Source organism: Paracoccus sp. UBA5162, assembly GCF_002413585.1.
Lineage (GTDB): Bacteria > Pseudomonadota > Alphaproteobacteria > Rhodobacterales > Rhodobacteraceae > Paracoccus.
Window position 1 is genome coordinate 61,369 of sequence record NZ_DHXG01000079.1, and the last position, 15,397, is coordinate 76,765.

Annotated in this window: 16 protein-coding genes and 1 tRNA gene; 9 read left to right on the forward strand and 8 right to left on the reverse strand. The window is 64.9% G+C overall.

The genetic code is table 11. The features are described 5' to 3' along the window. Positions 1-21 precede the first annotated feature (21 nt). Positions 22-1,464 carry an aldehyde dehydrogenase family protein gene (locus tag B4A72_RS13400; protein WP_292978813.1) on the reverse strand — a complete coding sequence of 481 codons (1,443 nt, stop codon included), beginning with the start codon at positions 1,462-1,464 and terminating at the stop codon, positions 22-24. Positions 1,465-1,642: 178 nt separating this feature from the next. Here B4A72_RS13400 and B4A72_RS13405 point away from each other — a divergent pair, with 178 nt between their 5' ends. Genes B4A72_RS13405 through B4A72_RS13415 form a run of 3 tightly spaced genes read left to right on the forward strand, consistent with a single transcriptional unit; the run spans position 1,643 to position 4,314 of the window. Next, a complete protein-coding gene (locus B4A72_RS13405; RefSeq protein WP_292952879.1) occupies positions 1,643-2,299 on the forward strand; it encodes a peroxiredoxin in 657 nt (218 codons plus the stop codon). 9 nt (positions 2,300-2,308) lie between these two features. Then, positions 2,309-3,187 (forward strand): glycosyl transferase, encoded by an 879-nt coding sequence (locus B4A72_RS13410; protein ID WP_292952882.1) that lies wholly within the window; start codon positions 2,309-2,311, stop codon positions 3,185-3,187. After that, on the forward strand, positions 3,184-4,314 hold the full coding sequence (locus B4A72_RS13415; protein ID WP_292978801.1) for a hypothetical protein: 1,131 nt from the start codon (positions 3,184-3,186) through the stop codon (positions 4,312-4,314). Before B4A72_RS13410 ends, B4A72_RS13415 begins: the two co-directional genes overlap by 4 nt. 55 nt (positions 4,315-4,369) lie before the next feature. Here B4A72_RS13415 and pnp read toward each other — a convergent pair whose 3' ends face one another. Beyond that, positions 4,370-6,508 (reverse strand): polyribonucleotide nucleotidyltransferase, encoded by a 2,139-nt coding sequence (gene pnp, locus B4A72_RS13420; protein ID WP_292978803.1) that lies wholly within the window; start codon positions 6,506-6,508, stop codon positions 4,370-4,372. Positions 6,509-6,741: 233 nt separating this feature from the next. Here pnp and B4A72_RS13425 point away from each other — a divergent pair, with 233 nt between their 5' ends. Both B4A72_RS13425 and B4A72_RS13430 read left to right on the forward strand, forming a co-directional pair. After that, positions 6,742-7,353, forward strand: coding sequence for a sulfotransferase family 2 domain-containing protein (locus tag B4A72_RS13425; RefSeq protein ID WP_292952894.1), 612 nt, complete (start codon positions 6,742-6,744; stop codon positions 7,351-7,353). 49 nt (positions 7,354-7,402) lie between these two features. Next, positions 7,403-8,428, forward strand: a complete 1,026-nt coding sequence (locus B4A72_RS13430; RefSeq protein WP_292978805.1) for a glycosyltransferase family 61 protein — start codon at positions 7,403-7,405, stop codon at positions 8,426-8,428. 101 nt (positions 8,429-8,529) lie between these two features. Here the strand turns inward: B4A72_RS13430 and rpsO are convergent, their stop codons facing one another. From rpsO to B4A72_RS13455, 5 genes are all read right to left on the reverse strand, one after another. Beyond that, entirely contained in the window at positions 8,530-8,799 is a 270-nt protein-coding gene (rpsO, locus tag B4A72_RS13435; RefSeq protein WP_292952900.1) for a 30S ribosomal protein S15, read from the reverse strand. Between the two features lie 150 nt (positions 8,800-8,949). Further along, a complete protein-coding gene (locus B4A72_RS13440) occupies positions 8,950-10,035 on the reverse strand; it encodes a calcium-binding protein (RefSeq protein WP_292952903.1) in 1,086 nt (361 codons plus the stop codon). Positions 10,036-10,126: 91 nt separating this feature from the next. After that, the gene (locus B4A72_RS13445; protein ID WP_292952906.1) at positions 10,127-10,630 is read right to left on the reverse strand and encodes a DUF1643 domain-containing protein; all 504 of its coding nucleotides are present in this window, start codon (positions 10,628-10,630) and stop codon (positions 10,127-10,129) included. A 147-nt stretch (positions 10,631-10,777) separates the two neighbouring features. Continuing rightward, on the reverse strand, positions 10,778-10,903 hold the full coding sequence (gene ykgO, locus B4A72_RS13450; protein WP_119747228.1) for a type B 50S ribosomal protein L36: 126 nt from the start codon (positions 10,901-10,903) through the stop codon (positions 10,778-10,780). An 82-nt stretch (positions 10,904-10,985) separates the two neighbouring features. Next, positions 10,986-11,060 (reverse strand) — tRNA-Val (locus B4A72_RS13455). A 153-nt stretch (positions 11,061-11,213) separates the two neighbouring features. On the opposite strand from B4A72_RS13455, the gene B4A72_RS13460 reads away from it, so the two are divergent. The 4 genes from B4A72_RS13460 to B4A72_RS13475 are packed head-to-tail and all read left to right on the forward strand — an operon-like array spanning position 11,214 to position 13,703. Continuing rightward, the gene (locus B4A72_RS13460) at positions 11,214-12,080 is read left to right on the forward strand and encodes an N-formylglutamate amidohydrolase (protein ID WP_292952917.1); all 867 of its coding nucleotides are present in this window, start codon (positions 11,214-11,216) and stop codon (positions 12,078-12,080) included. Positions 12,081-12,091: 11 nt separating this feature from the next. After that, a complete protein-coding gene (locus tag B4A72_RS13465; RefSeq protein WP_292952920.1) occupies positions 12,092-12,991 on the forward strand; it encodes an SPFH domain-containing protein in 900 nt (299 codons plus the stop codon). Then, on the forward strand, positions 12,988-13,257 hold the full coding sequence (locus tag B4A72_RS13470) for a hypothetical protein (protein WP_292952923.1): 270 nt from the start codon (positions 12,988-12,990) through the stop codon (positions 13,255-13,257). The genes B4A72_RS13465 and B4A72_RS13470 overlap by 4 nt, the downstream gene beginning before the upstream one ends. Positions 13,258-13,286: 29 nt before the next feature. Then, complete coding sequence (locus tag B4A72_RS13475; protein WP_292978807.1) at positions 13,287-13,703, forward strand: NUDIX hydrolase; 417 nt, start codon at positions 13,287-13,289, stop codon at positions 13,701-13,703. A gap of 74 nt (positions 13,704-13,777) precedes the next feature. Here the strand turns inward: B4A72_RS13475 and B4A72_RS13480 are convergent. Then, the coding region (locus tag B4A72_RS13480; protein ID WP_292978809.1) for an AAA family ATPase at positions 13,778-15,397 on the reverse strand (1,620 nt) is incomplete at its 5' end.

Genomic DNA, 15,397 nt, shown 5'->3' on the forward strand with positions numbered 1-15,397 from the left:
GCGCCGCGCGCCTCGTGAGGATCAGGCGTCGCGATCCCAGCCGCTGATCGCCTTGGAATCCATGAATTCCTCAAGGCCCATGACACCGCCCTCGCGGGCCCGTCCCGATGCCTTGACGCCGCCGAAGGCCGAACCCGGCCCGCGCGGCTCGCCGTTCATCTCGACCATGCCCGAACGCAATTGCCGGGCCACGCGATTGCGCCGTGCGCCGTCCTGCGTCTGGACGTAGTTGGTCAGCCCATAGGGCGTGTCATTGGCGATCTGGATCGCCTCTTCCTCGCTGTCGAAGGGAATGATCGACAGGACCGGACCAAAGATTTCCTGCCGGGCGATGGTCATGTCGTTGCTGACATCGGCAAAGACCGTGGGACGGACGAAATAGCCCCGATTGACGCCTTCGGGCAATCCGGTGCCGCCGGCGACCAGGCGCGCGCCCTCGTCGATGCCCTTCTGGATCAGATCCTGGATCTTTTCCCACTGACCCTTGCTGACGACCGGCCCGATATGCGTGCCGGGCTGATGCGCCGATGCGACGCCGGTCTTTTCGGCCACCTGCGCCGCCGTCTCGACCGCGCGATCATAGACCGAACGTTCGACCAGCATCCGCGTCGGCGCGTTGCAGGACTGGCCGCTGTTGTAGAAGCAATGTGTGGCCCCGCGCGCCACCGCCTTGTCGTCGGCATCGGCGAAGACGATGTTGGCACCCTTGCCGCCCAGTTCCAGCACCACCTTCTTCAGGCTGTCCGCCGCCGCCTTGGTGATCGCGATCCCCGCCCGGGTCGAGCCGGTAAAGCTGATCATGTCAACCTCGGGATGGGTCGAAAGCTGGCTGCCCACGCCCGCTCCATCGCCGTTCACCAGGTTGAAGACGCCCTTGGGCAGCCCCGCCTCGTGCAGAATCTCGGCAAAGAGGAGCGACGAGAGGGGGGCGATTTCCGAGGGTTTCAGCACGCAGGTATCGCCCGCGAGGATCGCCGGAATCACCTTCAGCGTGACCTGATTCATCGGCCAGTTCCACGGCGTGATCAGGCCGACGACGCCGACCGGCTCCCATGCCGTCATCGAGGACGGGGCATGATCGCCAAGCGGGCGGATGAACTTGAAATCCTTGAACGCGGTGATGAAGTTGCGGATATGCCCGCGTCCGGCGCCAACCTGGTCCTCCAGCGACATGTCCTGCGGCGCGCCCATCTCGTGACTGATCGCCCAGGCCATGTCCTCGGCCCGCCTGTCATAGACTTCCAGAATCTTCTCGATATGGGCCAGCCTTTCGGCGGGCGCGGTTCGCGACCACGACGGCAAGGCGCGCCTGGCGGCCGCGACGGCGGCATCGGTATCGGCCTGGTTGCCCAGACTGATCACCGCGACCGGCTCTTCGGTCGAGGGGTCGATGACCTCCAGATCGTTGGGCGTGGCCGGCTCGACCCATTGGCCGTCGATATAGAATTTGCGCTTGTCCAGCAGCGTGCTCATCGCGATCTCCGTTTCTGACCTGGCATGAAGGTGGCACCGCCGCCGGGCGCCTGCAAGGGCCAGCGGCGGTCAGGCGGCGCGGGCGGATTCGCCGCGGCCGGCGGCCTCTGGCATTCGTTCGCGCGCTGCCTATGTTGGAAACGACGCAATCAAACGGAAAGGACGTCCCATGTCCCTGCGCATCAATGACACCGCTCCGGATTTCACCGCCGAATCCACCGAGGGCCAGATCCGGTTCCACGACTGGCTGGGCGACAGCTATGCCATCCTGTTCAGCCATCCGCGCGATTTCACCCCGGTCTGCACCACCGAATTCGGCGCCGTGGCGCAACTGGCCCCGGAATTCGAGAAGCGCAATACCAAGGTTCTGGGTGTCTCGGTCGATTCGGTCGAGGACCACAAGAAGTGGAAATCGGACATCGAGAAGGTCGCCGGAGCGCCCGCTAATTTCGCCATCATCGACGACACCGCGCTGAACGTGGCCAAGGCCTATGACATGCTGCCGGCCGAATATTACCTGCCGCAGGAAGGCCGCACGCCGGCCCATTCGGCCACGGTGCGCAGCGTCTTCATCATCGGGCCGGACAAGAAGGTGCGGCTGACCATGACCTATCCGATGTCCATCGGCCGCAACTTTGCCGAGATCCTGCGCGCGCTGGATGCGGTCCAGCGGACCGACGGCGTTCCCATCGCGACGCCCGCCAACTGGGTACCCGGCCAGGACGTGATCGTGGCCCTGTCACTGGACGACAAGGCGGCGGAAGAAAAGTTTGGCCCGCTGGATATCAAGCTGCCTTACCTTCGCTTTGCCAAGGATCCTGCGTAGAAGGGGCGAATGACACGTTCGGACCGGCCGCTTTCGCGCAAGCTGGTCCGCCTCGGCTTTCAGGTGCTGGGGCGGGCGCGGGCGCATCGTCAGGATCTGTGGCCGGGCCTTGCGATCGACCGGGCGTCGGGCGCCGTCTCTTGGAAGGGAGGGCACCTTTTGACGCTGGTGCCGGCCGCGCGATTCATACCCTCGGGCCGGTCCCTGTTGGCAATCGTCGGATCGGGCCCGTCACTCCGGGATCAGCGGGTCGAGGCGCTTGGTTCCGGCACCGCCATCCTCTGCAATGGGGCCGCCGCGCTGGCCGACAGAATTCGCCCGCTGGCCGTGGCCGTCGAGGACGAACGCTTCGTCTTTCGCCATCACGCGATGCTGGCGGCTCTGCCCTGCGATATTCCGTTGATGCTGTCGCCCTCCGCCATGCGCGCCCTGGCCGAGCGCGACACGGGCCCGCTTCGTGATCGCGATGTCGCGCTGATCGAAAACGTGATCAAGCCCATCGGCGCGGCCCGGCGGGCGCTGACGGACCCGGAACTGAGCGATTTCGTGATCCTTGGCCGCGAGGGGGCGATCTCGATTGCACCGGATCGAGGAGTTGTGATCACCGGCACCGTGGCCTTCTCGGCGTTGCAATTCGCACTGGCGGCCGGGCCGGAAAGGATACTTCTGGCCGGAATCGATCTGACCAACGACACAGAACCCCGGTTCTATGAAAGGCGGGCCGATTCGGCGCCCTCGGGTCTGAGGTCCGGACTAAGGCGGATCCTTGCGGGATTCAGCCTCGCCGCGACGGTCGCGGGGCGTCGCGGCATCGCGCTTGACTGCGCCTCGCCGGTCTCGGCTCTGCTTGACATCGGTTATCGCCGCGATGAATTGCTGAATCCATGACCGCGAACGTCCGCCGGCCCGTGTTCCTCGAAAGCCGCGATGAATTCTGCGACGGCGTCATGCAGTCACTGACTTGCAACGGCCAGGCCCCGCACCGGATCTCGATGCGGCAATTGTCGCTCTGTATCGGACCACGGGCCTTGCACGATGCGAAAGAGGTGGTGCGTATGACGCATGGCTGGGCGAACCCGGCCAAGATGCTGACAGCGGCCAGCCGCCATGCCGGTATTGCGCGCCGGTTGCGGCAGGAGGGCGCCAATATGGTCTATGTCTGGCGTGGCCTTCTGGGGCGAGCGGCGCTTGCCGCACGTGCCGCGAACGCGGCGGATCTGGCCTGCGTGTTCTTCGAGCGCGGCCCCCTGCCCGGCTGGCTTCAGATCGACATGCAGGGCGTCAATGCACGCAGTTCGATCCCGCGCGATGCGGCCTTTTTCCGAAATTGGCGCAGCCAGTGCGGCAAAACCTCAAGCGGCTGGCGCGACCTTCGCGAAACGCTGGCCGCACGCTCGCCGCGCCGCAAACAGGTGGCGCAGGCCGCGCGCGCCGACTGGTCGGACGAAGCGCCCTTCCTGTTCTGCCCGCTTCAACTGAACGCCGCGGGCGATCTGTTGCCGGATGCCGGCTGGGTGGCCGATCCGGCCGATCTGATCGCGGCGCTGGCGGCGGCCAGCCGCGCCTTGCCGGCGGGCTGGCATCTGCGGCTGAAGCCGCATCCCAATGCTCGCGGCGATCTGGCGCGTCTGGTGGCGCGACATCCGCAGGACCGGCTTGTGATCGACCGTGACACCAATTCACTGGATCAACTACGCGCCTCACAGGGCGTGATCACGGTCAATTCCGCCATGGGACTCGAGGCGTTTTTCTTTGACAAGCCGGTGATCGTTCTGGGTGCCAGCTATTATGGTGGGCTGGGCCGCACCCGGACCGCCGATTCGATCCCGGCGCTTTCTTCATTGTTGCGTCAGCCATGGGCCCTGGACTTTGATCAGGCCGCCCGCGATGATCTGATGGATTTCCTCTTCAGCGACTTCTTCGTGCCCGAGGCTGACCTGCGCGCCGGTCGCTTTGACGTGGCTGCCCTTGTGGCGCGACACGCCCGCCATCGCGCATTGATGGATCTGGCCTGAACGCAACAGCCCCGGCACAGGGCCGGGGCTGTCACATCGCGGTTGACCGGGCCGATCACTCGGCGGTCTGTTCCTGCTTCTCGTCGATCTCTTCGCCGGTCTGCTGATCGACCATCTTCATGCCAAGGCGCACCTTGCCGCGATCGTCGAAGCCCAGCAGCTTGACCTTCACTTCCTGGCCTTCCTGCAAGACCTCGCTGGGATGGCCCAGGCGCTTGTTGGCGATCTGGCTGACATGGACCAGCCCGTCACGCTTGCCGAAAAAGTTCACGAAGGCGCCGAAATCGACCAGCTTCACCACCTTGCCGGTGTAGATCTGACCTTCTTCCGGTTCGGCCACGATGGACCAGATCATGTCATGCGCCTTCTTGATCGCATCGCCATTGGCCGAAGCGATCTTGATGACGCCGTCGTCGTTGATATCGACCTTGGCGCCCGACACCTCGACGATCTCGCGGATCACCTTGCCACCCGAGCCGATCACTTCGCGGATCTTGTCGGTGGGGATGGTCATCGTCTCGATCCGCGGCGCGTGGGCCGAGAACGAGCCCGCTTCGCTGATCGCCTTGGACATCTCGGACAGGATATGCATCCGGCCGTCCTTCGCCTGAGCCAGCGCCTGTTGCATGATCTCGGGGGTGATGCCGGCAACCTTGATGTCCATCTGAAGGCTGGTGATCCCGGCCTGGGTTCCCGCGACCTTGAAGTCCATGTCGCCCAGGTGATCCTCGTCGCCCAGGATGTCGGTCAGGACCGCATATTTGCCGTCATCTTCCAGAATCAGGCCCATCGCGACACCGGCGACCGGCGCCTTCAGCGGCACACCCGCATCCATCATCGACAGCGAACCGCCGCAGACCGACGCCATCGAGGACGAGCCGTTGGATTCGGTGATCTCGCTGACCACCCGGATCGTGTAGGGGAAATCCGTCGCCGCCGGCAGCACCGCCTGCAACGCGCGCCAGGCCAGTTTGCCGTGCCCGATCTCGCGCCGGCCGGGGCCGGACACGCGACCGACCTCGCCGACCGAATAGGGCGGGAAATTGTAGTGCAGCAGGAAATTGCTGCGGAAATTGCCATGCAGGGCGTCGATGATCTGTTCGTCGTCGCCGGTTCCCAGCGTGGTCACCACCAGCGCCTGGGTTTCGCCGCGCGTGAACAGGGCCGAGCCATGCGTCCGCGGCAGGAAGCCCACTTCGCTTTCGATCGCGCGCACCGTCCTGGTGTCGCGGCCGTCGATCCGGGCACCGCCATTGATGATATCGCCGCGCAGGATGGCCGATTCCAGCTTTTTCAGCGCCGAGCCCAGATTCGGATCCTCCAGATCCTCATCCGACAGAGCGTCCCTGACCTTCGCCTTGACCGCAGCAACCGCGTCCTGGCGGTCGGACTTGTCCTTGATCGCATAGGCCGCGCGCATGTCAGCCTCGCCCAGCGACTTCACGCGGGCATAAAGCGCGCTGTAATCGGGCGACTGGAAGTCGAACGGCTCTTTCGCCGCGGCCTCGGCCAGATCGACGATCAGGTCGATCACGGGCTGCATCGCCTCGTGGCCGAATTTGACCGCACCCAGCATCTCGTCCTCGGTCAGCTCATAGGCTTCCGATTCGACCATCATCACGGCGTCCTTGGTGCCCGCCACGATCAGATCCAGCCGTTGCTCGGGGTTGCCGCGCAGCCCCTGCATGTCCTCGACGTCCGGGTTCAGAACATATTCGCCATCGACGAACCCGACCCGCGCCGCGCCGATCGGGCCCATGAACGGAACGCCCGAGATCGTCAGCGCGGCACTGGCGGCGATCATCGCGACGATGTCGGGGTCATTGACCAGATCGTGGCTCAGCACGGTGCACATGACCAGCACTTCGTGCTTGAAGCCCGGCGCGAACAGCGGTCGGCAGGGACGGTCGATCAGACGCGCGGTCAGCGTCTCTTTCTCGGTCGGGCGCGCCTCGCGCTTGAAGAAACCGCCCGGCACCTTGCCGGCGGCATAGTATTTTTCCTGGTAGTGGACCGTCAGCGGGAAAAAGTCCTGTCCCGGCTTCGGTTCCTTGGCGAAGGTCACATTGGCCATCACGCTGGTCTCGCCCAGGGTGGCGATCACGCTGCCATCGGCCTGACGGGCGACCTTGCCCGTTTCCAGCGTCAGGGTATCCTGCCCCCACTGGATCGATTTCTTCACATCATCAAACATCTGATTTCCTCATAGGCACGCCAGCCCTCTGGCCGCGCCTTGTCCTATGGCGGCCCCATTGCCGCCGTCCCGATCCTCAGGCGTCACCCCGGAGCCGGGTATCACGTCACAGATTTGTGGCACGTACAGGAAAATACGCAGAATGGAAAGATGTCTGACGTCCCGCCCCACAGGGCCATCGCAGCGTGCAGGAACGGCTTGACGGCGCCCGTCCGGCGATCAGTATTACTGCGATGCCGATCTTTCAGAATGCCGGAAAGCTGCTGTATTTTGCGCATGTTCCGAAATGCGCGGGCACCAGCATCGAAAATTATCTGACCCGGCGGTTTGGTCCGGCCGCGCTGCTGGATCGTCGCTTCGTTCCGGGCCGGCAACGAAACTGGACCAGCACCTCGCCCCAGCACGTGCCCGCGGCGCAACTGGAACGTCTGTTTCCCGAAGGTTTCTTCGATGCGGGTTTCGCCTTCGTCCGCGACCCTCTTGCCCGCGCCACGAGCGCGTTTCATTTCCACCAGTCCAATCGCGGCAAGATCGACGCCGATCTGTCCCTTGCCGACTGGATCCGGCGCATTCCCGGCTTCAAACCCGACATGCATGACCGATATGACGGGCATTTCCGCAGCCAATCCCACATCGTTCCGCAATGGTGCCGCGTCTTCAGGCTGGAGGACGGATTCGACGAATTCATCGCCTGGCTGGACGCATGGTCCGCCAGCACGCATGGTGCGGGCATGGCTCACACCCTTGCGGGACGATATGAAGCCGGCAGCCTGGACAAGGTGACGCTCGGGCTTTTCCACAATCTCTACCGCGATGATTATGACAGATTCGGCTATGATATCTGATTCGGGGAAATGGCCGCCGCCGCGCTGCGAAACAGGCTGGTCCCGCACCGTGCTGCGGTTGCGCAATGTCGTCGTCGATCCCTCCAACGCGGCGCTCTATCATCATGGCCGCCACGTGCCCGAGGGCGCCCTCTATCGCAACGGCTCGATCTATCGCGGGAACGCGGCGCAGGCTCCTTCTGCGGTGAACAGGACACAGGGACGCCACCTTTGGGGCGGTCCCCTCTTTTCCCATTTCGGGCATTTCCTGACGGAATCCCTGTCCCGGCTCTGGGCCGTTCGGGACAGCGGGGTCCAGTCGATCGTCTTCTCGCCAAAGGATCCCGGCAGAAAGCGCCAGGACCGTCTGCCGGACCATCAAGACCTGCTGCTGAAATGTCTGCATATCGATCTGCCCGTCCGCATCGTCCATGAGCCTGAAGAATTCGAGGATCTGCTGATCGCAGGCCCCGGCTTCGGCCTTGGGCCGATGGCGGCGGGAACGCCCGAGTTCCGCGAATTCCTGCGCGCGATCGCGGTCCCGTCCGACATGACGGGCCGCAAGCGCCTGTATCTTTCACGTTCGGCGCTGCCGGAAAAGGCGGGCAGCATTCTGGCCGAGCGTCATCTGGAACAGCTGCTGGAGCGGCAGGGATTCGAGATCTATCATCCCCAGCAGCATTCCATCACAGAGCAATTCGCAACGTTCCGGGCCGCCAGACAGATCATCGGGCCGGACGGGTCCGCGTTTCATCTTGCAGGTTTCGTGACCGATCCCGGGCAATCTTTCACGATCATCAAACGCCGCAGCGCCCCCGATCATGCCAACATCGTCGATCAGCTTGTGGCGATGGGTGCGAAGGTGCAGGTGGTGGATGCGATCCGCGCGAACTGGATCCGACCGGGAAAGCGAAAGGCCGACGACAGAAGCTGGGCAGAGCTGGATTTCGCCGATCTCTTTGCCCGGTTGTCGGCTCTGGGCCTGCTGTCGGCCCCCGTGGACGCGTCCGATCTGGAGCTTCCGCCCATCGCGCAGGAAGTCGAACGGATCGGCCACGCCAACAAGGGCCGGATGACGCGGCTGGCGACCGGCTGAACGCTGGAAACCCTTCGCCCGTTGGCGATCGGGCAAGCGCGAACCAAGACGCCCGCCGCTTTCGCGACGGGCGTTCGGAACTTCGCCGCAAGGCGACAGGCTCAGCGGCGGATACCCAGACGCTTGATCAGATCGGCATAGCGCGATTCGTCCTTGCCCTTCAGATAGTCCAGCAGCTTGCGGCGCTGCGCGACCAGCTTCAGAAGGCCACGACGCGAGTGGTTGTCCTTCTTGTGCGTCTTGAAATGCTCGGTCAGGGTGGAAATGCGCGAGGTCAGGATCGCGACCTGCACCTCGGGCGATCCGGTATCGTCGGCCTTGGTGCCAAATTCCTTGATGACCTTGGCTTTTTCCTCGACAGTGATCGACATCGGGGTCTCCTTCTCAAAAGTTCGGGTTCATGGCGCAGGCCGGGATGTCGTCCAGCACAGGCCCGTGGAGGTCCGCCAGCGACGAAGCGCCAGCGAAGGCGCGCGTATAAAAGAGAATCGCGCCCTTGGAAAGCGGAAACCGTGTCCGCGTCAGGCCCGAATGGGGACGATGCCGATATCCTCGACCCGCAGGCCGCCAAGCTGCAACATCCGGGCGACGGCGTCGCCGTTGACATTGATCAGGGTCGTGCCGTCGTCGTGTTGCACCAACTGGATCTGGGCGCCTTGGGTCATGTCCTCGGGCAGATGCAGGATGATACGATCCTCGGTCCCGTCGAAATCGGCGATGGTCGGCAGATCGCCGTCCACCGGCTTCAGCACGAACTGGTCGGCGCCGGCATTTCCCTCGGCGAAATCGCCGGCCCCCGGCATCAGCGTGTCTTCGCCGTCACCGCCGTGAATCCAGGCGGTTTCATCGTCGTCGCCACCGATCAGAAGATCGTTGCCGGCGCCACCATCAAGATCGTCCGAACCGCCGCCCGAGACCAGAACGTCGTCGCCGTCATTTCCCGACATCCAGTCATTGCCGGCGCCTCCGAACAGGCTGTCGCTGCCCGCACCACCCAGGATGGTGTCGTCGCCCTCGTCGCCCCAGATCAGGTCGTCGCCGCCCTGCCCGGCCAGCGAATCGTCGCCGGAGCCGCCGTGGATCTCGTCGTTGCCACCGGGGCCATAGGCGGCGTCACCCTGAATCCAGTCCTGGCCCGACCCGCCCCTGATCGTGTCGTCGCCCAGGCCGCCCCGCAAATCGTCGCTGCCGCCCAGGCCGTCGATGCTGTCGGCACCGTCGCCGCCCATCAGCGCATCGGCCCTGTCGGTCCCGATGATCGCGGCCAGGATCTGTTCCGGCGTCTCTTCGGCCGTGCCCGGATCGCCCGGATCGCCGGCAACCGCGCCGGTGCCGGCCGAAACGGCGGGATCTGCGCCAGCCTCGGGCGCAAGATCGGCGGGCAGGCTGCTGACATCGGAAATGAAGCCATCGGTTTCGGAACCGGCACTGTCGCCCTCGTCCGGCATGTCGGGCTGTGGCATGATCGGCGGCAGGGAATCGCCCGCCGCCTCGTCTTCGGGCAGATCGTCTTCGGGCATGTCATCCGCCTGCGTCTGCCCAAGCGGAGACAAGTCGATGCTCATCCCGGCGACCAGAAGCCCCATCAAACCTGCAAGCATAAGCATCGGCCGACACCTCGAAAAACCGCGCAAGGCGGACACACGCATGAAGTGTAGCCCAGATCACGCGGCAGGGAATCGTTTTCTTAAGAATACGTTAACGCCACGGCACCGGCATGACGCGATAGGCGACATAGAGCGGATGCCGCGGCGCGCCCGTGCCGGTCAGGCCCAGATGGCACAGATCGCGCGCCCGTTGCCGCAGGCGTGCCTCGACCGCGGGTCCGCGCCCCAGATGCGCGCCGTGCAGACCCCAGCCGCACAGCACCGTATCGGCCCAGTCGGCGGATCGTTCAAGGATCGCGTCATTGTCCGGACCGACAGGATCGAGGGCACGTTTCAGGTCGCGGGGATCGGTCGCGCGGAAGGCGAACAGGTTGGTCACGCGAAATGCCCCGAAGCCAAGCGCGCGGGCACGAACCTCGCAGCGGGCGACGGTGGGATCATTGCGGCGTTCGTCGGCGGTCGAGGGGTTCAGCAGCACCAGGGTCAGCCGCCTGCCCCTGCCCCACCGGCGCGTCAGCGCATAGCGATAGGCGCCGCATTCCGAAAACAGCGCCCGGGAATGCGTGTCCCGGTCACTGAAGGACCGTTCGATCACGGATGCCCCCTCGTGACTGCGCCCCCAGCCCGCGCGCACCGGATCCGGCAGGCGATGTCGGGCGGCTTGCCAAGAAAAAACCCGCCGGGGGCGGGTGATTTCGATTCCGTGGCGATCTGCCGGGACGCCCGGATCAAGGGCGCCGGTTCAGCCCTGACGAGCCTTGAACCGGCGGTTGGTCTTGTTGATCACGTAGACGCGGCCCTTGCGGCGCACGACCTGGCAGTCGCGGTGCCGGCTCTTGAGCGAGCGGAGCGAGTTGCGAACCTTCATCGGTCTTCTCCATCGTCGCGGCGCTGCTGAGCCGCCCTGGAAAACGAAATGCCCCCGGTTGCGGCCGGGGGCGGCGAAAAAATGGTGGGCGGTACTGGGATCGAACCAGTGGCCACTACGATGTCAACGTAGTGCTCTACCGCTGAGCTAACCGCCCGTGCTTCGGCACCCAGGCCCAACCCCCTCGGGATTCGGCCCGACCGCTTCGGTCCGCGTGTCTATATAGGCGGCTTTCGACGGATTCAAGGCCTATTGGCGCAACATTCTTCGGTCTATATTGGCAGGATCAAACAGAGCCCGGAACCAGCAATTGAGCCTGTCCGATCTGCCCTTTTCGCTTGTCAGGCCCGCACGCTGGGCCAGCGGCGTCATCATGGCCTCGCCTCATTCGGGCCGCGACTATCCCGAATGGTTTCTTGCGGGCACCAGATTGCCGATTCCCGTCCTGCGTTCGTCCGAGGATGCGTTCATGGACCGCCTGACCGCCTGCGCCAGCGATCATGGCGCGGTGACGCTGGCGGCCAAGGTGCCGCGCTGCATCGTCGATCTCAATCGCGGCGCCGACGAGATCGATCCGCTGGTCGTGCGCGGCGTGCCCCGGCACCCGCTGAACCAGCGCACATTGGCCGGTCTGGGGGTGATTCCGCGTGTCGTGTCGCAGGGCCGCACGATCCACGACCGCCCGATCGACCGGGCCGAGGCCGAGCGCCGCATCGCCGCCTGCTGGCGGCCCTATCATGCCATGCTGGCCGGGCTGATCGCCGAGGCGCGGACGACCTTCGGGCAGGCGATCCTGATCGACATGCATTCCATGCCGCATGACGCGCTGAGCCACCTTCAGGGCCCGCGGCCCGACATGGTGCTGGGAAATCGCCACGGGCTGTCGGCCTCGGCCCGCGTCTCGGATATCGTCGCCGCCGCCTTCGAGGCCGAGGGTTGGCGCATCCGCCGCAATTCCCCCTTCTCGGGGGCCTATATCTGCTCGGCCTATGGTCGGCCCGGCCGGAACGTCCATGTCGTCCAGATCGAGATCGATCGAGCGCTGTACATGGACGAGAAGTCCCTGACGCCGCTGCCTGATTTCGACCGCTTTGCCGAAAGACTGGGCAGGGTGATCCGCAAGCTGGCCGTGATCGACGACGCGGACGGAACCGGCGCGCGGATCGCGGCCGAATAGGGGGGATGGGGATGGACAATCTGCCGCAGGCGCTGAGCGATCTTCCGGGACGCAACCTGGCGCTGATCGTGCTGGCGCTGGTGATCCTGCTGGCCGTCAGCGCGGCCGTCAGGATCGTGCCGCAATCCGAGAAATTCGTGGTCGAACGGTTTGGCAGGCTGCGCTCGGTCCTGGGGCCGGGGATCAACATCATCATGCCGTTTCTGGACCGGGTGGCGCACAGGATCTCGATCCTGGAACGGCAATTGCCCACCAGCAGGCAGGATGCCATCACCGCGGACAACGTTCTGGTCGAGGTCGAGACTTCGGTCTTCTACCGCATCATCGAACCCGAAAAGACCGTCTACCGCATCCGCGACATCGATGCTGCCATCGCCACCACGGTCACGGGTATCGTCCGCTCCGAGATCGGCACCATGGAACTGGATCAGGTCCAGTCGAACCGCGCCCAGCTGATCGAACGAATTCGCGATTCGCTGGCCAATGTCGTCGATGATTGGGGGATCGAAGTGACGCGGGCCGAGATCCTGGACGTCAATCTGGACGACGCCACCCGCGCCGCGATGCTGCAACAATTGAATGCGGAACGCGCCCGCCGCGCGCAGGTGACCGAGGCCGAAGGCAAACGCCGGGCGGTCGAACTGGCCGCCGACGGCGCGCTTTATGCGGCCGAGCAACAGGCCAAGGCGCGCCGCGTCATGGCCGACGCCGAAGCCTATGCGACCTCGATCATCGCCGAGGCGATTTCCAGCAAGGGGCTGGAGGCCGCGCAATATCAGGTGGCGATGAAGCAGGTCGAGGCTTTGGTGCAGGTCGGACAGGGCAGCGGCAAGCAGGTGGTCCTGTTGCCGGCGGCGGCGCTGGATGCGTTCAAGGATGCCTTCAGCCAGCTTCGGGGACATTCGTCTTGAGCTGGCTGAACGGATGGCTGTGGCTGATCGCGGCGCTGGCTCTGGCGGCGCTGGAACTGTTCGCGCCGGGCTGGGTGTTCATGGGGCTTGCGGCCTCGGTCGGGCTGATGGGGATCCTGCTGTTGACCGGGTTGTGGGGGGCCGGTCTGGCGGTGACGCTGGTGGTGACGGCGATCCTGTCGGGCGTGATCTGGCTGATCCTGCGCCGGGTCGCCGGGAGCAATCGGGGTCAGGTCCGCCGGTGGGATCGAGACATCAACGAATGACGGCGCGGGGGGCCGCGTCCCACGGGTATTTGGGCAACGAAGAAGCGCCGTTTCACGGTGCGAAACTGCTGCTGATGGAGAGCAGGCGGTTGCTGACCTGCCTGCGCGACGATTTCGCCCATATCCCCTTCCCAGCGCATTGGGATCTGCCCGGCGGCGGCCGCGAGGGTGCCGAGCGGCCGGTGGATTGCGCCTTGCGCGAATTGTTCGAGGAGTTCGGGCTGCGCCTGGCGTCAGAACGCCTGTCGGCGCATGTCTTCCGATCGCATCAGCGCCCCGACATGGTGTCATGGCTGTTCGCCGGGCGGCTGGTGCCGGCCGAGATCGAGGCGATCCGCTTCGGCGACGAGGGCCAGGAATGGCGGATGATGCCGGTCGCGGAATTCCTGACCCATCCGCGCGCCGTGCCGCATGTCAAGGACTGGATCATTGCCGCGCTGAGATAGCGCGCCCGGCAGAGAGGACAGATCCGGATCGAGAACCGAAAAAGGGCCGCGAAAGGTTTTCGCGGCCCTCTTCTTCAATGCAAGGTTGCGTCGGGCTTCGGACCTTCGCCCACAGCGCCCAGCTTCGGGCCGGCGCGGCCGACGCGGTTGCCGACGATCAGCCCCTCATCGCCCGCGCCGACATGCACCGTCTGGCCGTCCAGCACCTCGCCCGACAGCAGCAGTTCCGCCAGCGGATCCTGCAAGGCCCGCTGGATCACCCTTTTCAGCGGGCGGGCGCCGAAGACCGGATCATAGCCCTGATCGGCCAGCCATTGCCGTGCGTCCTGATCCAGATCCAGCGTGATCTTGCGCTGCGCCAGGCGATGTTCCAGCCGCATCAGCTGGATGCTGACGATGCCGTCCATGTTTGCCCGCGACAGGCGGCGGAAGATGATGATCTCGTCCAGACGGTTCAGGAATTCGGGGCGGAAATGACCCCGCACGGCCTCCATCACCTGATGGCGGGCATCGGTCGAATCCGCCTCCTCGGGCAGATGCGACAGCGCCTGGGAACCGAGATTCGAGGTCAGGATGATCAGCGTCTGCTTGAAATCCACGCGCCGCCCCTGCCCATCGGTCAGCACGCCGTCGTCCAGCACCTGCAACAGCACGTTGAAGACGTCGGGATGCGCCTTTTCGACCTCGTCGAACAGGATCACCTGATAGGGCCTGCGCCGCACGGCCTCGGTCAGCACGCCGCCCTCGTCATAGCCGACATAGCCCGGAGGTGCGCCGATCAGCCGCGCCACGGAATGTTTTTCCATGAATTCGGACATGTCGATGCGGACCATCGCGGAATCATCGTCGAACATGTATTCGGCCAGGGCCTTGGTCAGTTCGGTCTTGCCGACACCGGTGGGACCCAGGAACAGAAAGCTGCCCAGCGGACGGTTCTCGTCGTTCAGACCGGCGCGGGCGCGGCGCACGGCGTTGCTGACGGCGGTCACGGCCTCGGACTGGCCGATCACGCGGCGACCGATCTCGTCTTCCATCTTCATCAGCTTGTCGCGTTCGCCTTCCAGCATCTTGCTGGTCGGGATGCCGGTCCAGCGTTCGACGACCTCGGCGATCTGTTCGGGGCGCACGGCCTCTTCGACCATGGGCCCGTCGGCTTCGGCTTCATCCGTCTGCGAAAGCTGCTTTTCCAGCCCCGGAATGACGCCATAGGACAATTCGCCCGCCCGCGCCAGATTGCCCTCGCGCTTGGCCTGATCCAGTTCGGCGCGCGCCCGGTCAAGCTGTTCCTTGAGGTTGCGCGAGCCCTCCAGCCGGTCGCGTTCGGCCTGCCAGCGGGCGGTCATCTCGGCGCTGCGTTCCTGCAGGTCGGACAGATCCTTTTCCAGCCGCTCCAGCCGGTCCTGGCTGGCCGCGTCGTCCTCTTTCTTCAGGGCCTCGGCCTCGATCTGCATCTGCAGGATCTGGCGATCCAGCGCGTCCAGTTCCTCGGGCTTGCTGTCCACCTCCATCCGCAGCCGCGAGGCGGCCTCATCGACCAGATCGATGGCCTTGTCGGGCAGGAAGCGGTCGGTGATGTAGCGGTTGGAAAGCTGCGCGGCGGCGACCAGCGCGGCATCGGAAATGCGCACGCCGTGATGCAGTTCGTATTTTTCCTTGATGCCGCGCAGGATGCTGATCGTGTCCTCGACCGTCGG